24 protein-coding genes and 1 pseudogene are annotated in these 24884 nt (G+C 67.6%); 10 read left to right on the forward strand and 15 right to left on the reverse strand.

Annotation, left to right across the window (positions count from 1 at the left end):
* The 4 genes and pseudogenes from P0084_RS16720 to katG form a co-directional block, all read left to right on the forward strand.
* Positions 1–174: pseudogene (locus P0084_RS16720) on the forward strand (ABC transporter substrate-binding protein); the annotation flags it as partial.
* A gap of 13 nt (positions 175–187) precedes the next feature.
* The gene (locus P0084_RS16725) at positions 188–1846 is read left to right on the forward strand and encodes an ABC transporter permease (RefSeq protein WP_308918025.1); all 1659 of its coding nucleotides are present in this window, start codon (positions 188–190) and stop codon (positions 1844–1846) included.
* Complete coding sequence (locus P0084_RS16730) at positions 1839–2474, forward strand: ATP-binding cassette domain-containing protein (protein ID WP_308918026.1); 636 nt, start codon at positions 1839–1841, stop codon at positions 2472–2474. Before P0084_RS16725 ends, P0084_RS16730 begins: the two co-directional genes overlap by 8 nt.
* Positions 2475–2598: 124 nt before the next feature.
* Positions 2599–4797: a catalase/peroxidase HPI gene (gene katG, locus P0084_RS16735; RefSeq protein ID WP_308918062.1), complete on the forward strand. Its 2199-nt coding sequence runs from the start codon at positions 2599–2601 to the stop codon at positions 4795–4797.
* Between the two features lie 123 nt (positions 4798–4920).
* On the opposite strand, the gene P0084_RS16740 is transcribed toward katG, so the two are convergent.
* The 4 genes from P0084_RS16740 to P0084_RS16755 all read right to left on the reverse strand — a co-directional run bounded on the left by P0084_RS16740 (position 4921) and on the right by P0084_RS16755 (position 7862).
* On the reverse strand, positions 4921–5169 hold the full coding sequence (locus P0084_RS16740; protein WP_308918027.1) for a hypothetical protein: 249 nt from the start codon (positions 5167–5169) through the stop codon (positions 4921–4923).
* Between the two features lie 22 nt (positions 5170–5191).
* Positions 5192–5869 carry an ion channel gene (locus P0084_RS16745; RefSeq protein WP_308918028.1) on the reverse strand — a complete coding sequence of 226 codons (678 nt, stop codon included), beginning with the start codon at positions 5867–5869 and terminating at the stop codon, positions 5192–5194.
* 14 nt (positions 5870–5883) lie between these two features.
* Complete coding sequence (locus P0084_RS16750; protein WP_308918029.1) at positions 5884–7071, reverse strand: low temperature requirement protein A; 1188 nt, start codon at positions 7069–7071, stop codon at positions 5884–5886.
* 167 nt (positions 7072–7238) lie between these two features.
* Positions 7239–7862, reverse strand: coding sequence for a recombinase family protein (locus tag P0084_RS16755; RefSeq protein ID WP_308918030.1), 624 nt, complete (start codon positions 7860–7862; stop codon positions 7239–7241).
* A 71-nt stretch (positions 7863–7933) separates the two neighbouring features.
* Here P0084_RS16755 and P0084_RS16760 point away from each other — a divergent pair, with 71 nt between their 5' ends.
* From P0084_RS16760 to P0084_RS16770, 3 genes are all read left to right on the forward strand, one after another.
* Positions 7934–8275: a type II toxin-antitoxin system RelE/ParE family toxin gene (locus P0084_RS16760; protein WP_308918031.1), complete on the forward strand. Its 342-nt coding sequence runs from the start codon at positions 7934–7936 to the stop codon at positions 8273–8275.
* Positions 8272–8568 carry a helix-turn-helix domain-containing protein gene (locus P0084_RS16765; RefSeq protein WP_308918032.1) on the forward strand — a complete coding sequence of 99 codons (297 nt, stop codon included), beginning with the start codon at positions 8272–8274 and terminating at the stop codon, positions 8566–8568. The genes P0084_RS16760 and P0084_RS16765 overlap by 4 nt, the downstream gene beginning before the upstream one ends.
* Positions 8569–8809: 241 nt before the next feature.
* On the forward strand, positions 8810–9445 hold the full coding sequence (locus P0084_RS16770) for a VPLPA-CTERM sorting domain-containing protein (protein ID WP_308918033.1): 636 nt from the start codon (positions 8810–8812) through the stop codon (positions 9443–9445).
* A 69-nt stretch (positions 9446–9514) separates the two neighbouring features.
* On the opposite strand, the gene P0084_RS16775 is transcribed toward P0084_RS16770, so the two are convergent.
* From P0084_RS16775 to P0084_RS16810, 8 genes are all read right to left on the reverse strand, one after another.
* Entirely contained in the window at positions 9515–10213 is a 699-nt protein-coding gene (locus tag P0084_RS16775) for a response regulator transcription factor (RefSeq protein WP_308918034.1), read from the reverse strand.
* Positions 10206–13169, reverse strand: coding sequence for a PAS-domain containing protein (locus P0084_RS16780; protein ID WP_308918035.1), 2964 nt, complete (start codon positions 13167–13169; stop codon positions 10206–10208). Before P0084_RS16780 ends, P0084_RS16775 begins: the two co-directional genes overlap by 8 nt.
* A gap of 126 nt (positions 13170–13295) precedes the next feature.
* Positions 13296–13781, reverse strand: a complete 486-nt coding sequence (locus P0084_RS16785) for a hypothetical protein (protein WP_308918036.1) — start codon at positions 13779–13781, stop codon at positions 13296–13298.
* A gap of 362 nt (positions 13782–14143) precedes the next feature.
* On the reverse strand, positions 14144–15640 hold the full coding sequence (locus tag P0084_RS16790; protein WP_308918037.1) for a tripartite tricarboxylate transporter permease: 1497 nt from the start codon (positions 15638–15640) through the stop codon (positions 14144–14146).
* Positions 15637–16098 (reverse strand): tripartite tricarboxylate transporter TctB family protein, encoded by a 462-nt coding sequence (locus P0084_RS16795; protein ID WP_308918038.1) that lies wholly within the window; start codon positions 16096–16098, stop codon positions 15637–15639. The genes P0084_RS16790 and P0084_RS16795 overlap by 4 nt, the downstream gene beginning before the upstream one ends.
* 4 nt (positions 16099–16102) lie before the next feature.
* A complete protein-coding gene (locus tag P0084_RS16800; RefSeq protein WP_308918039.1) occupies positions 16103–17074 on the reverse strand; it encodes a tripartite tricarboxylate transporter substrate binding protein in 972 nt (323 codons plus the stop codon).
* A 17-nt stretch (positions 17075–17091) separates the two neighbouring features.
* Complete coding sequence (locus P0084_RS16805) at positions 17092–18282, reverse strand: ABC transporter substrate-binding protein (RefSeq protein ID WP_308918040.1); 1191 nt, start codon at positions 18280–18282, stop codon at positions 17092–17094.
* Positions 18279–19400, reverse strand: a complete 1122-nt coding sequence (locus tag P0084_RS16810; RefSeq protein ID WP_308918041.1) for a mandelate racemase/muconate lactonizing enzyme family protein — start codon at positions 19398–19400, stop codon at positions 18279–18281. The genes P0084_RS16805 and P0084_RS16810 overlap by 4 nt, the downstream gene beginning before the upstream one ends.
* A gap of 107 nt (positions 19401–19507) precedes the next feature.
* Between P0084_RS16810 and P0084_RS16815 the strand changes: the two genes are divergently transcribed.
* Positions 19508–20524, forward strand: coding sequence for a LacI family DNA-binding transcriptional regulator (locus tag P0084_RS16815; RefSeq protein ID WP_308918042.1), 1017 nt, complete (start codon positions 19508–19510; stop codon positions 20522–20524).
* A 32-nt stretch (positions 20525–20556) separates the two neighbouring features.
* Here P0084_RS16815 and P0084_RS16820 read toward each other — a convergent pair whose 3' ends face one another.
* The 3 genes from P0084_RS16820 to P0084_RS16830 form a co-directional block, all read right to left on the reverse strand.
* Positions 20557–21339, reverse strand: coding sequence for an SDR family NAD(P)-dependent oxidoreductase (locus P0084_RS16820; RefSeq protein WP_308918043.1), 783 nt, complete (start codon positions 21337–21339; stop codon positions 20557–20559).
* A complete protein-coding gene (locus tag P0084_RS16825; RefSeq protein ID WP_308918044.1) occupies positions 21336–22220 on the reverse strand; it encodes an SMP-30/gluconolactonase/LRE family protein in 885 nt (294 codons plus the stop codon). The genes P0084_RS16820 and P0084_RS16825 overlap by 4 nt, the downstream gene beginning before the upstream one ends.
* Before the next feature lie 88 nt (positions 22221–22308).
* Entirely contained in the window at positions 22309–23232 is a 924-nt protein-coding gene (locus P0084_RS16830) for a LysR family transcriptional regulator (protein WP_308918045.1), read from the reverse strand.
* Between the two features lie 166 nt (positions 23233–23398).
* Between P0084_RS16830 and P0084_RS16835 the strand changes: the two genes are divergently transcribed.
* Positions 23399–24355, forward strand: a complete 957-nt coding sequence (locus tag P0084_RS16835) for a Bug family tripartite tricarboxylate transporter substrate binding protein (protein ID WP_308918046.1) — start codon at positions 23399–23401, stop codon at positions 24353–24355.
* Between the two features lie 34 nt (positions 24356–24389).
* Positions 24390–24884 (forward strand): tripartite tricarboxylate transporter TctB family protein, encoded by a 495-nt coding sequence (locus P0084_RS16840; protein ID WP_308918047.1) that lies wholly within the window; start codon positions 24390–24392, stop codon positions 24882–24884.

A 24884-nucleotide genomic window follows, 5' to 3' on the forward strand; every position in this document is an offset into this window, starting at 1 on the left:
GTGCTGGACCTCGATGCGCTGGAGGCGGCGGACCGCGCGCGCTTCGACGCGCTCGACCTGGGGCCCGCCACCTTGTCGCCGGAGGAACTGGGCCCCGTCCTGCCGGAGCCGCATCCCTCCTGGGCCACGCGCCTGGCCGACGACTGGGTGGAACGCTACGGCGTCTCGCCCTGATCCCGCCGCGCGGATGCTGCGCCCCCTGCCGCTGCTGACCGCGCTCGTCCTCGCGGGCCCCGTGGGGTTCGGCCTGCTGGGAACCGTGCTGCCGGCCTTCGGCCTCCTGGTGCCGGGCGACGGCACCGCATGGGGCCGCGCGCTCGACTGGCCCGGCCTGCCCCGCGCGCTGGGCGCGGCCGTCCTGTCGGGCGTCCTGTCCACGCTGGGCGCGCTGGCGATCGCGACGCTGGTCCTGGCGGGCTGGCACGGCACGCGCGCCTTCGCCTGGCTCGAACGCGCGCTGTCGCCGCTCCTGGCCGTGCCCCACGCGGCGGCGGCCCTGGGGCTGGCCTTCCTCGTGGCGCCGTCGGGCTGGATCGCGCGCATCCCCGCCACGCTCCTGGGTTGGGACCGCGCGCCCGATCTCCTGATCCTGGGCGATCCCTGGGGCCTGTCGCTCGCCGCGGGGCTCGTCGCCAAGGAGATGCCGTTCCTCCTGCTGATGATGCTGGCGGCCCTGCCGCAGGCGCAGGCGGGACCGCGCCTGCGGGTCGCCCGGTCCCTGGGCCAGGGGCGCGTGGCGGGCTGGCTGAAGGCCGTGTTCCCCGCGATCCATGCCCAGGTGCGGCTGCCGGTCCTGGTGGTGCTGGTCTATGGCATGACCAACGTGGACGTGGCCGTCATCCTGGGGCCGAACACGCCGCCCACCCTTGCGGTGCAGGTCGCGCGCTGGATGGCCGACCCAGACCTGTCGCAGCGCGCCGCCGGCGCGGCGGGCGGGCTGATCCTGGCGGGCGCGACGGCGGCGGTCGTGGGGGCCTGGTTCGCCGCCGAACGCGGGGTCGCCCGCCTGGGCCGCCTGTGGGTCGAAGGGGGCCGCGGCCTGCCCGAACGCCCCGCCCGCGTCCTGGGCCCGATCCTGGCCGGGGGCGCGGGCGCGGCCGTGGGGGCCGGCATCGCCGCCCTGGCGGTCTGGTCGGTCGCCGCGCGCTGGTCCTTTCCCGCCCTCCTGCCCGACGCGCCGACGACCCGGAACTGGGACCGGTTCGGCCCGGACATGCTGGCCGTGGCGGGCGACACGATGGCCCTGGCGCTCGGGGCCACGGCCCTGTCGCTCGTCCTCGTGATCGGCTGCCTGGAAGCGGAGCACCGCTGGCGCCTCGACGTCGGGCAGCGCGCGCTGTGGCTGCTCTACCTGCCGCTCCTGGTGCCGCAGGTCGCGTTCCTGCCCGGCCTGCAGCTCCTGCCCCTGATGCTGGGGGTGGGCCCGTCCTGGGGACTGGTGCTGGCGGGCCACGTCGTCTTCGTGCTGCCTTACGTGTTCCTGTCCTTGTCGGGACCGTTCCGCGCCTGGGATCCGCGCATCGCCCGGGTGGCGGCGGGCCTGGGCGCCTCGCCCGACCGGATCCTGTGGCGGCTGCGTCTGCCGATGCTCCTGGGGCCGGTCCTGACCGCGGCCGCCATCGGGATCGCGGTGTCGGTGGGCCAGTACCTGCCGACGCTGCTGCTGGGCGGGGGCCGCACCGCCACCCTGGTGACGGAGGCCGTGGCCCTGTCCTCCGGCGGGGACCGGCGGGCGATCGGCGTGTGGGGCCTGGGCCAGACGGCCGCCGCGCTGGCGCCCTTCGTGCTGGCCCTCCTCGTGCCCACGCTGGTCTTCCGCCGCCGGGGGGGGATGCGCGGTGCCTGACGCGCGCGCGGGCCTGACCCTGGACGACGTGACGATCGCCCGCGGCGCGGAGCGTCTGCTGTCGCTGTCCGCCCACGTCCCGCCGGGCACGGTCCTGACGCTGATGGGCCCGTCGGGGTCGGGCAAGTCCACGCTGCTCAGCCACGTGATGGGCGACCTGCCGCCCGCGTTCCGCGCCACGGGCCGCGTCGCGCTGGACGGCCGCGACCTGGGCAACCTTCCCCCCGAAGCGCGGGGCGTGGGCATCCTGTACCAGGACCCGCTCCTGTTCCCGCACCTGTCGGTGGCGTCGAACCTGGCCTTCGGACTGCCGGGCCTGCCCCGCGCCGAACGCCGCCGGCGGATCGCGGGCGCGCTGGAACGGATCGGGATGGACGGCTTCGGGCCCCGCGACCCCGCCACCCTGTCGGGCGGGCAGGCCGCACGCGTGGCCCTGATGCGCGTCCTGCTGTCGGGGCCCTGCGCGCTGCTGCTGGACGAGCCGTTCTCGAAGCTCGACGCCGACCGCCGCGACCAGATGCGCGGCCTCGTCTTCGACCGCGCCCGCGCGGTGGGCATCCCCGTCCTGATGGTCACGCACGACGCGGACGACGCGGCCGCTGCGGGGGGGCCCGTGATCCGGCTGTGAACGGCCGCGACCACGCGCCGCGTCCCGGCACGACCTCGTGACCGCGGGACGATGCGCAAACGGTTGGTGCCCGCCCGCCGGTTGGGTTAGAACCGTTCCAAACGGACCGGAGGGACGCAGGATGATGGACGGCAACAACACGGGCTTCACGGGCGGCTGCCCGGTCATGCACGGCAGCGCCACGGGCGGGCCGCGCAAGCAGCAGAATTGGTGGCCCAAGGGCCTGAACCTGGACATCCTCCACCAGCGCGGCGCGCGCGTGGACCCGATGGACGATGGCTTCGACTACCGCGAAGCGGTGAAGGCGCTGGACCACGACGCGGTGAAGGCCGACGTGATGCATGTCCTGACCGACAGCAAGTCCTGGTGGCCCGCCGACTGGGGCCATTACGGCGGCTTCATGATCCGCCTGGCCTGGCATTCGGCCGGTACCTATCGCCTGGGCGACGGGCGGGGCGGCGGCGGCACGGGCTCGATCCGGTTCGCGCCGCTGAACTCCTGGCCCGACAACGCCAGTCTGGACAAGGCCCGCCGCCTGCTGTGGCCGGTCAAGAAGAAGTACGGCAACGCCCTGTCCTGGGCCGACCTCATCATCCTGTCGGGCACGGTCGCCTACGAATCCTTCGGCCTGAAGACCTTCGGCTTCGCCTATGGGAGGGAGGACATCTGGTCCCCCGAACGCGACGTCTATTGGGGGTCCGAGACGGAATGGCTCGCCCCGTCCGAGAACCGCTACGGCGACCTCGACGACGCCTCCACGATGGAGAACCCGCTGGCGTCGGTCCACATGGGCCTGATCTACGTCAACCCCGAAGGCGTGAACGGCCAGCCCGACCCGGCGCGCACCGCCCACCACATCCGCGAAACGTTCGGCCGGATGGCCATGAACGACGAGGAGACGGCGGCCCTGACCGCGGGCGGGCACACCGTGGGCAAGGCCCATGGCGGCGGCGCGCACGACCGCATCGGCGCGGAGCCCGAAGGCGCGGGCCTGTTCGGCCAGGGCCTGGGCTGGGAGAACCCGGAGCATCACGGCCTGGCGACCAACACCTTCACCTCCGGCATCGAAGGCGCGTGGACCACGAACCCGACGAAGTGGGACATGGGCTACTTCGACATGCTGTTCGGCCACGAATGGGAGCTGACGAAGTCCCCCGCGGGCGCCTGGCAGTGGAAGCCGGTGGAGATCGACGAGGCCGACATGCCCGCGGATCCGACCGAGCCGGACAAGCGCCGCATGCCGCTGATGACGGACGCGGACATGGCGATGAAGGTGGACCCGATCTACCGCTCCATCTGCGAGAAGTTCATGGCCGACCCGGCCTATTTCGACGACACCTTCGCGCGGGCCTGGTTCAAGCTGACCCACCGCGACATGGGTCCCAAGGCCAACTACATCGGCCCCGACGTGCCCGACGAGGATCTCCTGTGGCAGGACCCGGTGCCCGCCGGCCCCACCGGCTACGACGTGGACGCGCTGAAGGCGGCCATCGCCGACGCCGGCCTGTCGCGGACCGAGATGCTGACCACCGCCTGGGATTCGGCGCGCACCTTCCGCCAGTCGGACATGCGCGGCGGGGCCAACGGCGCCCGCATCCGGTTGGAGCCGCAGTCGATGTGGGAAGGCAACGAGCCCGCGCGCCTCGACCGGGTGCTGCGGACGCTGGCCCCCATCGCGGAAGCCCACGGCGCGTCGCTGGCCGACGCGATCGTCCTGGCGGGCGTCGTCGCCCTGGAAGGGGCCGTCGCGGAAACCGGCGCGGACGTGGCGGTGCCCTTCGCCCCGGGCCGCGGCGACGCGAGCGCGGAGATGACGGACGCGCCCAGCTTCAGCGTGCTGGAGCCGTTGGCCGACGGGTTCCGCAACTGGGAGAAGGACCAGTACGCCGTGTCCCCGGAGGAGATGCTGCTCGACCGGGCGCAGCTGCTGGGCCTGACGGCGGCCGAGATGACGGTTCTGGTGGGCGGCATGCGCGCGCTGGGGCTGAACCACGGCGACAGCGACCTGGGCGTGCTGACCGACCGCAAGGGCCGGCTGACGACGGACTTCTTCGTCGCGATCACCGACATGGATCTGTCCTGGCACCAGGCCGACGACGGCCGGACCTACGAGATCCGCGACCGCGACACGGGCGATGCGAAGTTCACCGCGACCAGCGCGGACCTGGTCTTCGGCTCCAACTCGATCCTGCGCGGCTACGCGGAGGTCTATGCCCAGGACGACAACGGCGCGAAGTTCGTCCGCGACTTCGTGGCGGCCTGGACCAAGGTCATGAACGCCGACCGCTTCGACCTGCGCCCCGGCATCGCCGCGGCGCACTGAAGGGCGGACATTTGCGAAGACATGGGGCCGGTCTCGCGGGGGGCCGGCCCTTTTCTTGTCGGATCCCGGATGGGCGGCGTCCCACACGGACATACCTGACGAGACGTTCCGTGCCGGTAGTGCTTACGCGGTTCGCCGTCCGATCCACCAAGCGATCGCGGCGGGCACGGCGAACGTCACGAGGAAGACGGGCGCCTCCTGCATAACGGTGTAGCCTGCCGAGACGACGCCGACGCCGACGTTCGTGAGGGCTAGGACGAACCAGACCGGGATGAACCACTTCGCCGCCTGGGCGCGACCAGCGACGCCGCCTCGCAGATGGCCCACACCTATGAACAGCGCGAGCAGGATCAGGCCGGCGGTGAGGATCATGATGGTGTGCATGGGCGGGCCTTCAGGTCTTAGGCGGGGTGGCGGTGTGCAGCCCCACGAGGCGGGCGAGTAGGATGACGGTGTAGAGGACGCCGACGATGGCCTCGGCCACGGCGGTGGCCTGCGCCAGCGGGCGGCGGGGTAGGATGTCGCCGTAGCCCGCCGAGGTGAGGGTCACGTAGGAGAAGTAGAGGTGCTCCTGCCAGGACGCGACAGGCCCGTCGGGGCCAACGAAGCTGCCGGGCTGGAGCCATTCGACGGTGGCGAAGACGGCCGCGAAGGCCGAGCCGATCACGAGGTAGAGCGCGGTGGCGGCGAGGATCGTCTCGGTCATGACCTGGCGCGCGCCGAAGGTGTAGCGCGCGAGGACCACGAGGAAGACCGCGTGGTACGCGATGGAGGTGAGGAACACCGCTGGCGACCGCCCCGGCCCGTCCGCCAGCCCCGCCCAGACGCCCGCCATGAACACCGCCGCTCCGGTGGCGAGGGTAGCCAGTCGCAGCGTCCAGTCATGGGACAGCCACCACGTGCCTACCACGAAGATCGACCCGTAGAAGGCGTAGAACGCGACCGTGCCGAGGATGCCCGTCGTGGCGATGGGATAGACGAGATTGTGGGCCACGATGGCCGCGATCAGCCAGCCGGTCTTGGCGACCTCCGACAGGCCGCACACGGGCCGGGTCGCGGCGGCATCGCTCACTCTGCCGGGTCCGCTTAGGGCGCACGGGCCTCGCCACGGTCGGGGTTCAAGAGCGCCACCGGCAGCACGACCGCGAGCATCCCCAGCCCCAGCACGATCCCGTTCGCATGTGCCGCGTGGACGGCCCAGCCGATCAGCGGCATCGCGACGATCGGGATGGCGTAGGTCCATGGCACCCGCCGCTCCAGCGTGCGGCGGAACAGGATCACGCCGGCCATGAAGATCATCGGCCCCGCGCAGGCGATCAGGATCGAGGACAGGTAGATCGCGTCCGTCGGGTGTGCGACGATCACTTCGATGGCCACCGCCACCACGATGGCCCCGCAGACCATGATCCCGTGCGCGTAGGCGAGGCCCGCGCGCGCCAGCCGCGTCTGCTCCTCGGCCGAGTGGAACGCCTCCTCCCCCGCCTCGCCGGAATGGACGAAGTAGGTCCACCACATGCCCACGATCAGCGCGAAGCCGATCAGCGCGGTGAGGAACAGCGGCGCCGTCAGGTCCGCGCCGACCATCGTGCCGCCGAGCAGTAGGATGCTCTCGCCGAGTGCGATTATGAAGATCAGCTGGTTGCGCTCAAGCAGGTGCAGGCCCTTCAGCGTCCACGTCTCCATCGGCGTTGGCCTGTGACGGCCCGGCACGCGGAAGCCCGCATAGGGTCCGGCGTAGTCGATAACGACGGCGGCGATCCAGAGCGGCAGGCGCATCGACTCGACGAGCGCCCCGGCGATCCAGAACACTCCGGAGAAGGCTGACCACAGACCGAGCTGCCAGTAGTTCTGCCCCATGGGCGTGCCGCGCATGACGCGGGCCATGTAGAACGCCCGGATCAGCGCCATCGCCACGTAGGCCAGCGCGAAGAGCCAAGCGCGATACCCGAACGCGTAATGGATCGACGCGGCCATCAAGAGCGCGCAGGCCATCAGCACCAGCATCAGGACGCGCCCGTGGACCTTCTCGGGGTCGATCCAATTCGCCGACCACGCCGTGTAGTTCCATGCCCACCACACGCCCGCGAAGAGCGTGGCCGCCTCCAGCGCGCCCAGCCACGTCTGATGCTCCAGCAAGTAGTGGCTCAGCTGGATGATGGTGAAGACGTAGACGAGGTCGAAGAACAGCTCGACCGTCGTCACCTTCAGGTGCGTGCCGCCGGAGCGGTCGCGCAGGGCAGCAGATGGGGCGAGGCGGTCGAGTAGATTGAGCAAGGGGTGGGTCTCCGGTCGGCCTGTTAGATCCAACCTACGCAAAGAGGGAAACTTGGGGAAACGGTTCATTTGAAGCGCACTTCGGAAACGGCTCAGCACCGTTCCGAATGGATCTCATCGGGTGACACGGTCGGGACCGACCCAAGCGGGACGGTCCCGGCGCTTCGTCAGACCGTAGGCGTCATCGTGGTTGTGGTGTCGGGTTCCGCCGGTCGGCTTACCCGCCACACGCTCGTTCGGCTGATCCCGAGCTGTCGCGCGACCGCGCTCGGCCGGACGCCCTCGCCCAGAAGGCGTCGGACTTCCTCGACGTTGATCGACGCCTTCCGACCTCTGTAGACACCTCGGGCCTTCGCCTTCGCGATCCCTTCCATCTGTCGCTCTCGGCGCAGATTGGTCTCGAACTCGGCGAAGACGCCAAGCATGTCGAGGAACGCTTTGCCGGCGGGCGTCGAGGTGTCGATGGGCTGCTCCGTAGCGCGGAGCGTCGCGCCCTTTGCTTTGAGTTCGCGGATGATGTCCTGAAGGTCGCCCATCGACCGGGCAAGCCGATCAACGCGGGTGACCACCAATTCGTCGCCTTGCCTGATGAAGTCGAGCAGCGTGCGTAGCTCGTCCCTGCCCCGAACCGACGTGCCCGAGACCTTCTCGGCGCGAATCACGCGGCAGCCGGCCTTCTCCAGTGCTTCGTACTGTACATCGAGATCTTGGTCGGTGGTCGACACCCTCGCATAGCCATAGCTGCTGCCGGGCGGGACGGGGGCGTTCTCGCCATTCCATGAGATGCTCATCGTGGGGTTCTCCTTTAAGGTTGAACCCGGATCAGCTTGCCCACTTATATCTGATTCGATATAGGTCTGGTATGAAGCGGATCGTGTTCCTCGGCGATGCCCTCGATCAGGTGCGGTCCTTTCCCGAGGGCGCGCGGAAGGAAGCGGGCGTGCAGCTACACAAGGTTCAGCAAGGGCTGGAGCCGAGCGATTGGAAGCCGATGAGCACGGTCGGTTCGGGCGTGCGAGAGATCCGCATCCGCGAGGACGGCGGCGCCTTCCGCATCCTCTACGTGGCGCAGCTCACCGACGCCGTCGTCGTTCTACTTGCCTTCGAGAAGAAGGCGCAGAAGGCCCCGAAGCGGGACCTCGATCTCGCGAACGATCGGCTACGAACGTTCACCGCCATGCAGACCAAGGAGAAGAAGCGATGACCAACGACGAGATGGAAGTGCAGTCCTTCGACTCCGTCTGGGACGCGATCGAGGACACACCCGAAGAAGCGGCCAACATGAGGCTGCGCTCCGAACTCTTGACGGCTGTCGAGCAGGAGATCCGCTCCTGGGGTCTGACGCAGGGGAAGTCCGCCGAGCGGCTTGGGGTCACCCAGCCCCGGCTGAACGATCTGCTGCGCGGGAAGATCGCCAAGTTCAGCCTCGACGCGCTCGTCGATCTGTCAGCACGCGCCGGGCTCGCCGTGAAGCTGGGCATCGAGAAAGCCGCGTAGGCGTCGCGGCGGCATGCTCGTAAGACTGTTCCTTGTCCTAGATCACGAGCTAAGAACCACGAGCATTTCGGAACACTCAGTCGCTCGCGTGTCACCCGGCGATCGGATCGATGGGGCGCCTTGCGCGTCGCGGCGCTCAACCTGATCCCGCGCCGTTCGCTACAAAGGATACGTTTTAGGAAATCCACTGAACATACCGTTCTTCCACAAAAGCGCAGCCATGACAGCCGAAGGATTAATCATGCTACGCGCACTCATTTTCGGGACCACGATCTTCGGAGCTACCGCGGTTCAAGCCAGCACGATCATCACGCGCACCTTCGGTGGCGAAATCGTCTCGTCGTCGAATGCAGGAGGATTGCTGGCCGTTGGCGGCGATGCCACGGTCAACTTCAGCTACCGTGACGACGGCACGACCGACGTGCCAAGTGTCGGTATAGTCCTCGACGGGATCACGGTCAGCGCGCAAGATGCGGTCTACGAGTTCAAGAATAGCCTGCCTGGCGAGGACAATGACTTGTACCGCGTCGACAATGTTGAGGGTCAGACGATCATGTCGACCTCGCAATCGGACTGGACCGTTTCGTCCTTCCTGATCTTCTTCATCGACCAAGACGGCATCGCCTTCGACGAAAGCGGCGATATCGGCCCGTTCGGCACCTGGCCGGAATTGGATGTCTTCTCGGACGATCAGGAGGCCAGCGTTGCGGGCGTGTTCTTTGCCGACGCCAGCGGCGCGGAAGTCAGTGCCATCGTCAGATTGGACGAAGTCCTGAACCGCGTCCCCGAAGTGCCCCTGCCCGCCGGTGGAGGGCTCGTTCTGACCGGCATTGGGGCCCTGGCGGCGATGCGGCGACGGCGGCGCGCCGCGACCTGAGCGGTCTTCTTCCGTTTCGACCAAAGGCCCCGAGTCGATGCGCGACGGGGCCTTTGCGCATCGGTCAATCTACTCGAAGGCGTAGCCGATACCGCGGACGGTGCGGATCACCTGGGGCTTCTTGGGATTCGGTTCGATCTTGCGGCGCAGGCGCGAGATGCGCAGGTCCACGGACCTGTCGAACGGCTCCCAAGTGCGGTCATGCGCGTCGTCCAAGATCTGATCGCGGTTCAGCACGCGACCCCGGTTGCGCGCGAACATGCGTAACAGGCTGAACTCCATGGGCGTGATCGGGATCTCGTCGCCCTCGGGATCGAACAGCCGCGCCCCATCCAGATCCAGGTGGCAAGGTCCGAAGGGCACGCTGCCCGCGGGCATGTTCCGTGGCGGCGGCGGCGGCGGCGGGCGGCGCAGGACGGCGCGAATCCGGGCTTCCAACTCGCGCAGATCCACAGGTTTCGCCAGGTAGTCGTCCGCGCCCATCTCCAACCCGACGACACGGTCGATCACCGCGCCGGCGGCGGTCAGCATGATCACCGGCACGCTGTCCTCGCGCCGGAGCCATCGCAGCAGCGACAGACCGTCCTCGCCGGGCATCGCCACGTCGAGCAGGATCAGGGCGGGTTTCGCGCCCTGCATCGCTGCACGCAACGACGTCCCATCCTCGGTCAGGATCGGGGCGAAGCCGCGGCCTGTCAGATACTCGCCCAGCATGGCCCGCAGATCGGGTTCATCGTCGCAGATCAGGATCGTGGGCCCATTAAGCATTGGTCCGCTCTGACGCGATAGTGGCGAGCGCGCGCAAAACTGTGTCGGTGACCAGCGGTTTCTCCAGATGGGGCCGAGCGCGGGCCGCCAGGAACGATTGGACCCAGGGCGTGAGCGAGTCGCCCGTCATGAAGACCATCCGATCCGCCAGCGCCCGATCGGCGCGCGCGACCGCGTCGTGCAGTTCGGCCCCCGTCATGGACGGCATCTTCATGTCGCTCAGGATCGCGTCGAACCGTTCCGCCGCGATCAGCCGAAGCGCCACGGCCGGTTCGGTGGTCGAGCGGACGACGCAATCCCGGCGCGTCAACATATCGGACAGCATCGCCACGACGTCCGGCTCGTCGTCTACGATCAGCACCCGCAGACCCGCGAGGGACGCCAGATCGGCCTGTGGCATGGCGGGGGCCAGATCCGCGGCCGCGACGGGCAGCGTCAAGCGGAACCCCGCACCCTTGGTCCGATCGTCCAGCAGGGTCAGGCTGCCGCCATGCGCGGCGGCGATCCGATGCGCGAAGGACAGGCCGATCCCCGTGCCTTCGCCCACACCCTTGGTCGTCACGAAGGGCTCGAAGATGCGGGCCCGCAACGCGGCCGGGATGCCCGGTCCCGTATCGGTGACGTCCAGTTCCACAACCGCGCCCTTCGCGCGGGCCGTCAAGGTCACGACCTTTGGCACCGACAGCCCGCGCATGGCCTGTTCGGCATTGACCAGAAGGTTGCTCAGGACCTGTGCGATCTGGTCGGCATCGACCTCGACCGGGGGCAGGTCGGCGGGCACGTCGACCCGCATCTCGGCCCCGGACGCGCGCAGACCGTAGCCCCCGACCTCGCACGCGGTCGCCGCGATCTCGGCCAAGGACGCGCGTTGTAATTGCTGCGGTCGCTGGCGGGCCATGGCCAGGAACATCCGCACGATCCGCCCGCAGCGCTCGGCCGCGGCCTCGATCCGCCGCGCCTTGTCCGAGACGCCGCCATCGGCTTCCTCGGCTAGCATCATCGAATAGCCCGACACGACCGACAGCGGGTTGTTCAACTCGTGCGCGACGCCCGCCAGCAACTCGCCCAGGGCGGACATCTTTTCCGACTGGTGGGCCAGGTCGCGTTGGCGCCGAAGCTCCGCTTCCATCTCCAGCCGGGCGGTGATCTCGCGGAAGGTGAACATGTAGCCCCCCTGCGGGGTCCGCAGGGCCGACGCGAGCACCGTGCGCCCATCCGTAAACCGCATCTCGTAGTCGGTTTCGAGGTCTTGTCCCTGCTTCAAGACGGCCGCGACCGCCCCGCCGGGATGCCGGGTCAATTCCGGCGGCAGGATGTAGTGGTCGGCGTCAATCAGCCGCTGCACCGTCACCGCCGCGGACTCGCCCGGCTCGGGATAGGGGATGGATCGGCAGAACAGTTCGCGCCACCGCCGATTCGCTAGGACGAAGCGGAAGTCGGCGTCGTACATCGCGATGCCTTCGTCCAGCGATTGGATCGCGCCCTCCAAGATCGCGCGGGCGTTCTCTTCGGCGTTCAGCCGTTCGGTGACGTCGGCGAAGGTCAGCAGGTAACCGCCCGACGGCGTGGGCCAGCGATTGGCATGAAGGCGGCGGCCGTCGGTCAGCGGGATCTCGACCGGTCCGGCGGAGTCCTCCGCCGCGTCGAAAAGCCGGACCACCAAGCCGTCCAGCGCGTCCCCGCCCGCGTCGTAGAACCCCGCCGCCTTCAACCGCTCCGCGATGGCCTGCGCCCGTTCGCCCGGCAGTTGCGGTCCGGAGAAGGGCGTGAAGATGTCCCGATAGGCCTTGTTCGTGCGGATCAGCCGCCACTCGGCGTCGAAGAGGCACAGGCCGTAATCCACCGACTCCACGAAGTCGTCCAGCACATCCGACACCCAGGCCCGGGCCGTGACGTCGTGCAGCGTCAGCAGATGGCCGCCATTCTCCGCCGCCTCACAATCGCCTTGGAACGTTCGGCCGTCGAACAGGGCCAACTCGATGCCCTTCGCGTTCTCCCGCACCAGGTCAACCAAGCGATCCACATAGTCAGACCGGGACAAGCCATCAGGCAGGACCACCCGTTCGCCCTCAACCAAGCGCGTCAGAAGGGCGGGCAGGCTTTCGGGGCCGTCATTCGTCGCGGCGGGGCTGACGACTTGCGCGAAAGCACGATTGGCCGAAACGAGCTTTAGATTGCTATCGTATTGGGCGAACGCGGTCGCCATGCGATCTGCCGTCCGCTCGAACGTGATGTCCCGATAGGTGACGAGGTAGCCACCCAATTCGGTCCGTGCGGAAGTGCATAAGAAGACGCGGCCATCCGCCATCGGAATTTCTACATCCTTGACGCAGGCGCGAATCATCCCGACGAAGCTCTCCGCTACGTCGTGCTCCGTTCCGCCTTTCGGGGACGCAAGAACCCCATTGGCAATGTTGCGTGCGATATGCGTAGCGAGTGGCTCGCCCGGCTTGGGCTCGAAACTCGGATAGAGTTCCTTGTAGGACGCGTTCGCCGTCACGAAGCACAGGTTCTCGTCCCACAGGATGACCCCGACCTCCATCGACTGGAACATCGCGTCCATGATCCGCAACGTCCGCGCCTCCGCGCGGCGGCGGTCGGTCACGTCGGACCACACGATGGTGCAACCGCCTTCGGCCGTAGGGGATCGGGAAAGGGTGAAGAGCCGTCCGTCACGGTGGGTCACGTCGGTCCGCTTGCGCGAATTGGCATCGCCCGCGGCGCGTTCGGCCTCAAGGATCGTTGGCCAATCCTCGACCCCTTCGAACGCGTCCGCTGCGACGATCGCGGCCGTCACCTCGGCCCTGGAGGTGCCGGGCGTCATCGCGTGGGCCGCGCCTTCGTTGATCTGCCGGTAGCGTTCGTTCGCCGTCACCAGGCGGTCGTCCGCGTCGAAGAGGACGAAACCCTCGTCCAGCGTCGCGATGGCGTCTTCCAGCAGGGTCAGCGTCGTCATCCGCACCTCCGGGCCCCGGCCTGACGTAGCGTCGCATCGTATCCGCTCGGTGTCACGCGGGCAGGTCGATTGTATCGATTGTGTCGGCCGCCCGGTCCCGGCCCGGAACCGGGCGGCCGCAAGCCATCAGCAGAAGTCGGTCAACAGGACAAGGTCGTAATTCGGGCCGGTCCCGTCATCCGGGGGTTGGGGCGCATCGTCCAGTTCGTGCCCAAACGGCATGTGGTGGGACACCCCCTGCTCCGGCTCGAACGATGCTTTGTCGCCCGGTATTTCGATCCCCGTGGGCGTCCGGTTGGGCAGTTCGTCCGTCTCGGCAGGCGACCGGAACTCGAACTCCTCGGCGTTGGGGTCGATCTTGTGGGTCTCGAACTGGGGTGCCAGCGGCGGCTCGGGACGCCCCTCCTCCTCGGTCGGTGCGTTCTGGTAGTCGTTCGCGGCCATTCCCTGGCTGAACGGCGAATAGACCCAGCCGGGTGGCAGGTCACCGCTATCGGCTTCCTCGGTCTGCGGTGCCTCGACGTTCGTCGGCACGCGGCCGAGCGTGGGGTGATAGGTCCAGCCCTCGGGCAGTTCCCCATTTAGTCGCGACTCGCCGTCGATACCGTCCATCTTTATGAAAGCAGGCATAGTGCAGTCCTTCTCATTCAATCTGATTGTTTCCCGATCTTCGTTCGGGTGGCGGCGTAATCGACCGTCCACGTATCGGTGCGACGTCCGCGAAGGTCTCGATTGTAAGGATTGGCAGATACGTTTGTTACGGACTCACGCCTCGTCGACACGCTGCAACGTTTGACGCCTAGCGTCGCCTAAAGGTCTAATTTTTCGAACCGGGCCCGCACGTCACCTTGGAGCAGGTCCATACCGCCATTCAAGCATGCCCAACCGGAACGTTTTGGCAGCAACGCTGCAAATGCGGTTGAGGCAGGCTGCCGTATAGTGTTGCTCCGGCTCCGATCTCTCCAATTCGCTGGCTACTCAACAGCCGATCTATTCGAATGCCGGCGGACCCATGGGAGAACCAGCGGCATGACGAACAGCAAGCCGGCGATGACGACGAAGACTGCCGAGACGGGCCTTTGGAGGAAACTCAACCACGATCCATCCGCGGAGATCAGCGCGGCGCGCAGGTTGAATTCCGCGAGCGGCGTCAGCACCAACGCGATCACGAACGGACCGATGGGCAGCCGCATCACGCGAAACAGGATCCCGAACAGGCCGAAGGCGAACATCACCCAGACGTCGAAGACGCGGTTATTCCCGGCGTAGGCCCCGATCACGCAGAAGAGCAGGATGATCGGGATCAGATACGTCTTGGGCACCGTCATTAGCCGCGCCAATCCGCGCAGCGAAACGAGCATGACGATCAGCATGACGACATTGGCCACGAGCAGCGTGCTCATGAAGCCGTAGACGATCTCGGGGTTGTCCTGCAGCAGAAGGGGACCGACGCGGATGTTGTTGATCGTCAGCGCCGCGATCAGGAAGACGTCGATGATCGAACCGGGGATGCCCATCGTCACCATGGGGATGATGGCACCGCCGACGGTAGCGTTGTTCGCGGTCTCGGAAGCGATGACGCCTTCTTCGCAGCCGGTGCCGTAGCGTTCCGGTGTCTTGGACAGCGTCTTCGCCGCCCCGTAGGCCAGGATTGAGCCGATGGATCCTCCGACGCCGGGCAGGATGCCGACCCAGGTGCCGATCAAGGCCGACCGGATCAAATTAACCCAGTGGCGCGTGACCGCCCCCAGCGACAACACGAGACGGGACGATTGCAGGCGGATGACTTCCGCCTTGGCACCCGGTGCCGCGTCGGCCAGTAATTGCGAGACTGCGAAAACGCCGATCAGCACCGCCAGCAGGTCGAAGCCGCCGAGCATCCGGTCGAAGCCGAAGGTCAGGCGCGGTTGCGCGGTGACGGGGTCGAGGCCGGGCAGGGCAACCAGCACGCCTAGCATGGCGGCGATCAGCCCGCGCGTCATGGATCCCTCGCTCAACGACGAAATTAGGACGAGCGCGGAGAAGATGATCGCGAAGTATTCGTGCGGCCCGAAGGTCAGCGCGAAGGCCACAAGCGGCGGGGCCAGCAGCACCAGCGCCATCCACGAGACGACACCGCCGAAGAAGGAGGCGATGATCCCCAATTGGAGCGCGCGCGCCGCCTCGCCCCGGCGGGCCATCGGCATGGCGTCCAAGGTAGTCATCAGGTTCGACGGCGAGCCGGGAATGTTGAGCAGCGAGGCGGAGATTAATCCGCCTGAGATCGAGCCGACATACATGCCCACGAGCAGTGCTATGGCGTCGAGGGGGTTCCACCCGAAGGTCAGCGGAAGCGACAGGGCGATCAGCATTCCGCCGTTCAGGCCTGGGATCGCGCCGGCTACGATTCCCAGCACCGTACCTAGTACGATCAACGCGAACGGATAAGGTGCGAGCATCGTCGCGAAGGAGGCGGCCAGTTCCCCGATCATCCGATCAGCACCACGAAGACTTGGGTGAAGACGACCCAGGCCGCGGCTGTCGCGGCGAGGGCCGCAGCGGCCGCGATTGCCACGGCGCGGGGGGCCCGCTCCCCCAGGCCGAGCGCGATCGCGAAGATCATCGCCGCCGCGCTGGGATAGAACGGCACCAGGCCGAAGGTGAGGTTGAGCACGAACAGGGCTAGGATCGACGCGGTAAGGGCCGGACGGGCGAGACGTGCGTCGAAGGTCAGTTGCCCCGCCGTCCGCCCGCCTCTCACCGCTTCCAAGATCAGAAAGCAGGCCAGGACGGACAGGGCCCCGCCCGCCAGCATAACGAGATAGCCCGTTCCGAAGGCCGTATCGAGGAAGGAGGGCGGGATGGCGGCCCCCTCCCGCCAGACGAAAGCGCCCAGCAGCAGGAGGACCACGCCCGCCGCGACATCAAAGCCGCGCCGCGACAGCTGCATGACGCTACCGGATCGACGCGGCGACGGACTGGATCGTCTCCCACCGCTCGGCCAGCGTCGCCTCCAAGGCATCGCCGCGCAGGAAGTTGGGCAGGATGGCCCGCTCGGTCAGGGTCGTGCGGATCGTCTCGTCCGCCATCGTCGTCTCCAGCGCGTCAGCCAACGTAGCGATGCGGTCCGTGGGTGTGTCCTTCGGCGCATACCAGACGTAGTCGAGCCCGATCTCGATCGGGAAGCCCGCTTCGGTCGCCGTGGCCACATCGGGCAGGGCAGGGTCGCGTTCGGCGGCGAAGACGGTGACGGCCCGGACCTCCCCCGCGGCGACCTGGTCCAGGACTTCGGATACAGTGAAGGTGCCGACGTCGATATTGCCGCCCAGAAGCGCCGTCATCGACGGTCCGCCCCCGCCCACGGGGACGAAGTTCACGTCGTAGTCCGGTACGTTCATTAACATCTGGAGGAACGCGAAATGGTTCCCTGCGCCCGCCGAGATCCCCAGCTTGGGCCGACTGTCATCGGCGACCGCGTCGAAGAAGTCGCCGGCGGAGGCCATGGGGCTGTCGGCCCGCACCGCGATCACCTGCGTTTCGGAGGCCAGTTGGGCGATGGGCGTCAAGCTGTCCGGACCCATCTGATTGGCGCCCATCGCCGACGAGGTCAGCAGCGCCACATGGGTGGACAGCAGCGTGTAGCCGTCCGGGTCGCTGCGGGCGACTTCCTGCGCGCCGATGGCGGTGCCCCCGCCGGTGACGTTGACGACGGCGATGCTGGCACCCAGCGTTTCCGCGGTGGGTGCGGCGATCAGGCGGCTGAAGACGTCGGTGCCGCCGCCGGCCCCGTGCGGCACGACGAGGCGGATAGGCTCCTCCGGGTACGCTTGGGCGAGGGCGGGGCCCGTCAACGCCGCCAGGCCGAGCGGCGCGGCGAGGATCGCGCGGATCATCGCGCGGCGTGTCTTCGTCGGGATAAGGGTCATCGTGGTTTCCTCCGTTGTCACGATAGATCGGTGCCGGGCCGCGGGGGTTCTTCGGTCCCGGTGGCCCGCCGCCATTGATGTGCGATGTCGGATGCCAGAGCGGCGTCCGTGACGTCCCCTGCCAGCCAGCGGGCCGTCGCCAATCCGCAGGCATGCTGGAACGGGATGTATCCGGGGAACCGCGGCCGCAGCGACGCGCGCGTCATGCTTCGCCGGGTCGCTTCGCGGGCACCCCCATAGGGCGCGTCGCTCGGCCCGTCGTCCCACGCGCCGACAGCGGCCGGTTGGCCGTGATGGTCGCAGACAAGCGCGACCTGTGACGGACCCGACACCAGCGTGCGTAGGAAAGCGGTCGCCGCCTCGACGTCCCGGCAACGCTGCGTGATCCCCAGGCCGGCCCCACCCAGCACCGTCCCGGCGGCGGGATCAGCACCGGGCCCCGCGAAATCGGCGAAGCGCAAGCGCCGTGGCGTATCGTCCTCGGCATAGGTCAGATAATGATATGCGAGCGGCGCATAGGCGATGGGGGCCGGGTCGTCGGCGCGGGACATCGCTTCGTGCAGGTCGATCGCGTCCCAGTCGATCCCCCGCCCGTCGCTAAGGTTCCAGATCGCGCGCAAGCGGTCCATCGCCTCGCGCAGGACCGTTTCGTCGATTGGAATGTCGACGGACGGGGACTCGGCGAGCGGGGCGCCCAGATTGGCGCACAGCGCCAGGAGGGCCAGAAAGCCGTGGGGCGCCTTTGCCGCGAAGCCCAGGGCGCGGCCGGCCGCCCGTTCGCGCGCGCCGCAGGCCAGGACGGCGTCCCAGCCATCGGGCGGGGCGTCGATCAGATCGGGCCGCCAGATCGCCGTTTGGGTGGCCCCGTCCATCGGAAGGCCCCATAGCCATCCGTCGTGGCGGTAGCTTTCCAAGGATCGCCCGATGAACCCGTCGTCCCGCAGGCCGCCCGGCGCCAACGCGTCCGGATCGAGCGGACGCAGCAGCCCGTCGCGAGCGATGGCCCCGCAGAAGGGGTGATCGAACACGACCAGATCATAGCGGGCGGCCAGATCGGGGCCGAGCGCGCTTTCGAAGCCCGATAGGGGCTGCACGTCCCATTCGACGCGGACGCCGTGGTCCGTCGCGAAGGCACGGGCTGCCGCATCCATTGGCGCGGTGGCCCGGCGGTGGCCCCAGCCCAGACCGCGAAGGACGCGTTCGCTCATGCCCGCTCCTCCGCCGCCAGGATGTCGTGCAGCGAGAGGGGGATGCCGAGACCCGGCCGGTCCGGTGCGACGATGGCACCGCCGCTTCGCTTCCAGCCCGACGCCCACAGGTGTTCGTGAAGCCCCTGGTGCAGGATGTGGTGCTCGACGCCATCGCAATTGGGGATCGCGCCGCCGAGATGTACGCTGGCGGCCAGGCCGACCGCAGAGGTCGCGCAGTGCAGGCTGACCTGGCGGTGGTGGGCGCGGGCCATCGCGGCGAGATCACGCCCCCGGCTCAGCCCGCCGGCCAGGGTCACGTCGTATTGCAGGAACTGCACCACGTCCCGTTCTAGGATGTCCCGCATCAACTTGACACTCGATTGCAGCTCGGGACCGGCCAAGGGGATGCCGACCGCGTCTCGGATACGGGACCAGCCTGCAAGATCCAGCGCGGCGGTCGGCGCTTCGAGGAAGTGCAGGTCGAACGGCACCAGGGCCCGGGCCAACCGGATCGCCTGACCCAGCGTCGGCGCAAACATGGCGTCCACCATCAGCGGCACATCCGGGCCGATAGCCTCGCGGATCGCGGCGACCCGCGCTACGTCCTCCGCAAGCGGGGCGGCGCCAGCCTTGATCTTGATCCCATTATTGCCTTCCGCCACCGCGGCGGCCATCTCGCGCGCCAGGCTTTCCGGCGTGATCGCGTCGCCGTACATGCCACCGCTGGCATAGGTTCGCACCCTGTCGGAATGCCCGCCCAGCAATCGCCAGAGCGGTTGGTTCACGATCTTGCCGAACAGATCCCACAGGGCGATGTCGATGCCGGCCAGTATGGGGCCGAATCCGTCGGCGCGCCCGCTCAGCGTCTGGCGGTCTTCCAGCGAGGCGATCAGCGCACCGATGGCCCGGGGATCGTGTCCGATCAGGTGCGGGGCGACGTCGCGGGCGACCGTCAGTTCCAGAACGTCCGTCGAATTGTGCCCGTCGGTGTAGATCTCGCCCAAACCCGACAGCCCGGTATCCGTTTCGACGGAAACGAGGACGTATCGCCGTTCCGACCAGACATGATGGGTGTTGCGCGGGGCGTCGGCATATTCCCGTCGGATGGTCGCGGCTTTGACATCGGTGATCTTCACGGCCTGCGTCCTTCGACGAATGATAAGCGTTTATCATTATGGTCGTCGCTATGCCGCTTCGTCAAGTTATCTCATATACCGGCCTGATCGGGGCACAGGAGGGCCGAATGGCACGACGCGATATCCCCAACATACGAAGGGCCCGTCTGCAGGACGTCGCGACGGCCGCGGGCGTGTCGGTCGTCACGGTGTCACGGGCATTGAATGCGCCAGCGACGGTCTCCGCCCGGACGCGCGAGCGGATCGACGCGGCGATGCAGGCCGTCGACTACGTGCCCGACTTGGCCGCGCGTGGAATGGCGAAGCAACGGTCGGACATCGTCGCGGTCCTGGTTCCGACGCTTCTGGACCCGATCTTCGTGGACATGGTGCGGGGTTTGGAGGGCGTTCTCGCCGCGCATGGGATGCACCTCCTGATTGGCGATACCGGCTACGACCCCGACCGGGAGGAGGCCTTCGTCGCCGCCGCGCTGGGTCGACGACCCGACGGTCTGGTCTTGACCGGGACACAGCACACGCCACGGGCCCGTCGGCTCGCTGCCGGGTCGGGCGTGCCGGTCGTGGAGACATGGGGGATCGAAGGTGAGCCGATAGACCGCGCGGTCGGATACGACCAAAGGGCTGCAGCCCTTGCGCTGACCCGCCACGTCCTAGATCGAGGCTACGAACGGGTCGCCTATGTCGGTCGCCCGGTAAGCGGCAACGGCCGTGCGGCGGCAAAGCGCGACGGCTATCTGGCCGCGCTGCGGGCGGCGGGAATGGCGGTCGTTCCCGAATTGCTGATGGAATGCGTGACCAGCATGGAGGCTGGGAAAGACGCGATCAAGCGTCTCGTTCGACGCGGCGGTGCCGACGCCATCGTCTTCTCGGGCGATCGCATCGCGGCTGGGGCGTTCCTTCACTGCTTGGATACGGGGCTTCGCGTGCCCGACGACGTCGCCGTATGCGGCTTCGGCGACCACGACATCGCGCGCTTGCTTCCAGGCGGTCTCACGTCGGTTCGCGCCGATTCGGTCCAAATCGGACGCCTCGCCGGCGAGGCGATCGTCGACGGGCGTGTCGACGATGGTGGCCCCCGCTCGGTGGATATCGGATTCGAGGTCGTAGTGAGGGGCAGCACGTAGATCTTGATCGAAGCGGTCGGTGCAGCGTTCTTTTACTGGAGGCTTAGACCGCCGTCGATCACGATGGTCGACCCGGTCACGTAGGACGACCCGGACCCGGCCAGATAGATGGCCGCTTCCGCGATGTCCGAAGGTTGCCCCAGCCGCCGCATGGGGACCGGACCGATGCGCCTTTCATGGAACGCGGGATCGGCCAGCAGGTGACGGTTCAGATCGGTGACGACCGTACCCGGTGCGATCATGTTGACGGTGATGCCCGTCCCCGCAAGTTCGAGCGCGAGTACCTTGGCCATCTGCATCACCCCGCCCTTGGAGGCGCAGTAGGCGATCTGGTCGGGTACCGCGAGCGCTTGGTTCACCGAAGTGACCATCACGATGCGGCCATCCTTGACGCCCTTGTCGATCATGAGGCGCGCGGCCTCCTGCGCGCAGGCGAACTGGGCGATGAGATTCACCTGAAGGATATGCAGGAACTCGTCATCACTGGTCTCGAGCGCGGGCTTGCGTAGCGTGGTTGCGGCGTTGTTCACAAGAATGTCGAGCCCGCCGAGCGCAAGCTCCGCCTCGTGGACGGTGCCGCGTGCGGCGGCGGGGTCGGAGAAGTCCGCCGTGAGAAGCAGAGCCTTTCGACCCTCCCTTCGGACGGCGTCGAGCGCGGCCTCGGCCGCCTCGTCGTGCGCGAGCGAATGGATCGCAACGTCTGCGCCCGCCCGTGCGAACCCCACGGCGATCGCGAGCCCGATACCGTCCGATCCCGCCCCGGTCACGAGCGCCCGGCGCCCGGCAAGCGACTTCTCGTTCGACTGTCCGCTCATCCGCCGTATCCAACCTCGCGCTGACCGGCGACATCCACGTCGATTTGCAAAAGGCATCCGGCGAGGGGTTCGCGCTGCAGCGCCTCCTCCGAGAGGCCCTGGCGTGACGTGGTGATGAAAAGCGACCGGCGATCCGGTCCCCCGAACGCGCAGCAGCTCGGCTGTGACACCGGCAGGTCGATCCGGCGAAGGATCTCTCCTTCCGGGGACAGGCATACCACCGCGCCGCCGCCGTAGCGGGCGTTCCAGACGCATCCTTCGGAGTCGCACGCGCTGCCGTCTGGATTTCCCGGAAGGCCCGCCGGGGCCCCGAAGTCCCGCCAACGGCCGATGGCACCATCCGCGGCGATCTTGGCCGATTCCATGCGTCCCGTGGGCGTGTCCGCAAAGTAGGCCCGGTCGCCTTCGGGACCGAAGCACAGTCCATTCGGGATCGTGATGTCGGCGCGCAACGTCTCGTTGGCTCCGTCGGGCCGGAGCCGATAGAGGGATCCGGTCGTTCGTGAGCCGAAATCCCACATGGTCGACCACCAGATCGCGCCTTTGCGGTCCACCTTGCAATCGTTGACCCGGTTGCCTTCGTGCGGCTCGCCGATTGCCCGAAGGAGATCGAGCGTCTCGCTTTCAGGATCGAATGCGTACAGTCCCGACTTGAGCCCGACGACCAGCCCACCCGCCGCGCGCAGCATCACCGATGCGATCACCTCCGGCATCGCCCGACTCTGCACCGCGCCGGTGTGGGGATCGAGGCTACGCAAGGCGGGTGCGCGCACGTCGACCCAATAAAGCCGCGCGGCGCGTTCGTCCCAGATCGGGCTCTCACCCAGGATGTCCGGCGACGACACGGCAGGACGGACCTGGTCGGTGATCGACGTGTTCATGGCCGGCACCTCAACGTTCTTTGCCGAGGTCAGGCTATGGGTTCGGTCAGCATTGCAAAAATGAATTCTTGTCTTCGCCGCCATAGAATTAGGGAATGTCCGCCGCTGGTGTGTCGGTGCCGCCTTGTTCTATCGCATCGCGCATCAACTCGATGGTCCGGCGCACGACCGGGTACTCGTATGCCGAGGCGCGAAGATGGGCACCGGCCGGCAGGATGCCGAAGGACGGCGTCACGCGCACGACGACGAGACCATGCCGCGAGAGGACGGGCGCCATCTGGATGGGAAGCACCATCGCGGCGTCGGTCGTGGCCACGGTTTCGAACGCGAGTGACAGCGATGTGGTCTGGAGAAGAATGTCCGGTGGCGGTAGCGCCTGGGCGGCCAGGTAGGCCGCGACGAGATCCTCCATCTCGTCCGTGTTCGAGAAGGCGACCCAGCCCAAACCCCGCATCTCGCGCGCGGCGGCGAGTCTGCGTTGTGCCGCGGGATGACCCTTGCGAACGACGAGACCGCGTTCGACGTCCATAAGGTGGTGGAATGCGAGACCGCCCCGTTCCGCATCGGGTGAACGCGTGCCGAAGGATAGATCGAGACGCCCATCGAGCAGGCGAGGGACGATGCGCGAATTGAAGTCCGCGAAGAGCCGCGGTGTGGTTTCGGGATGATCGGCGCGCAAATGCGCGAAAACCCAGGAAAGATAGCGGGAATGGAATAGGGGCCCCGCGCCGATCCGCAGATCGGCGAGCTGGCCGGACCGGACCGCACGTACCGCTTCCAGGCCCTGGAAATGTTCGTGCTGCATGCGTCGTGCATGCGGAAGAAGGCCTTCGCCTTCCGCCGTGAGACGGATGCCTCTGGGAAGCCTCTGGAAGAGCTTGCAACCTAGCGACCCCTCGAGCAGCTGGAGCCGTTTGGTCAGGGTCGGCTGCGTGATGTTCAGCGTCCGCGCTGCCTCCGTGATGCTGCCCGTCCGGGCGACCGCCAGGAAGGTCGCGAATTTCTTATCCATTCGTTTTCTCTATATTCACACGTCGCAGATTTCATTTTCACTATTTGTCGGACGGCGGCTAGAGTGGATTTGTCGGCGATGTGGCTGCCTCCTTAGGGAACGGCCGCCGGCGAAGCTGGATCGAGGGAGGATCACCATGCTTATTCGCGCGCTTGCCACGACCGCCGTGGCCTGGGGCCTCTCGGCCTCCATGGCGACAGCCGACTATCCCGAACGGACGATCGAGAACATCTTCCCTTGGACCCAAGGCGCTGCGATGGCCGCGAGCCAGATCGTCGCCAAAGCCATGAGCGAGGAACTGGGCGAAACCATCACGATCGTCTCCACCCCCGGTGCGGGGGGCACCAAATCGTTCATCACCGCGATGGGTCGGCCGGCCGACGGCTACACGCTCATCGACGGCTGGGTCGCGCCACTCGTCCTTCAGCCCGTGTTGGGCAATGCCGACTGGTCCCACGAGGATTTCAAGCCGCTCCACGCCGCCCATTCGGTGCCGTTCTCGATCGGCATGCGCGCGGGCGACGACAGGTTCGAGGGCATCGAAGAATTAATGGCCTATTGTGCCGAGAACCCGGGCGAGTTGCGCTACTCGACCGATGCGCGGAACAACCTTCCGCATATGGTGACGGCGCGCGTTCTGCAGGCGTACGAATGCGTCGCGCAGAATATCCCCTACGGGACCGACGGCGACGCCATCAAGGACCTGAAAGCCGGCGTCCTCGATTTCGCCTACGTCAACCCGCGCGCCTACATCCAGGAGCCCGATGCCTTCGACATCGTGCTGGTCCTTTCCGACGATCCCGGGGCGGCGGCGACCTATGGGGGCGCACCGACCTTCGTCGATCTCGACATCGACCTCGGCATCTCCGGCCTGGCACCGATGGGCTGGACTTGGTGGCTGGTCCACCCCGACACGCCCGATGCCGAGACCGAGACATTGCGCCAGGCAATGGGCACGACCATGGCGCGGGAGGACGTGCGGGAGCAGCTTCGCGGCATCGGCTTCAACCCGCTATCCTATGGCCCGGAGCAATACGACGACGTCGTGGGCCCGGTCCGCGCCCAACTCGAGTCGATGCGAAATGCGATTGCCTGGGAAGAGGAGCGGATGGGCGGTCTATGACCACATCCGTGATCTGGGGGTGCGGGGAAGACCGTTGAAGCGGCTTCCCTTCGCCGACCTTCTCGCCGCCTTGTTCCTCGTGGCGATCTGCGGGACCGTGTTCCAGCAGATCGCCACATCCTTCGTCGATCAGGGGATGGCGGGCGGCACGCCTTACGACGATGCGGCCTCCTATCCCCGCGCTGTCGCTATCGTCGTCCTGGTGCTCTTGGTGGTGGCACTGACGCAGACGGCCCTACGGAGGGACGTCGACGCTGGGCGTCATGTGCCCTGGACGACGTTGGTCCGTCCGGCCGCGCTCGTCGGCGCCTTCGGGCACTACCTCCTCGGCCTCGGCCTGGTCGGGTATTCGCTGGCGACGCCACCGGCGGTCTTTGCCATGATGAAGATTGCGGGCGCGCGCCGCAACGGACGCGCTGCGCTGATCTCCATCGCGGCGATGCTCGTGACCGCGATCCTGTTCGAGGAAAGGCTGAACGTCGTGCTGCCCGGCGGGGCGATCAACTGGAACCTCTTCTGGCTTTGGTGA

Source organism: Jannaschia maritima, assembly GCF_030973515.1.
Lineage (GTDB): Bacteria > Pseudomonadota > Alphaproteobacteria > Rhodobacterales > Rhodobacteraceae > Jannaschia > Jannaschia maritima.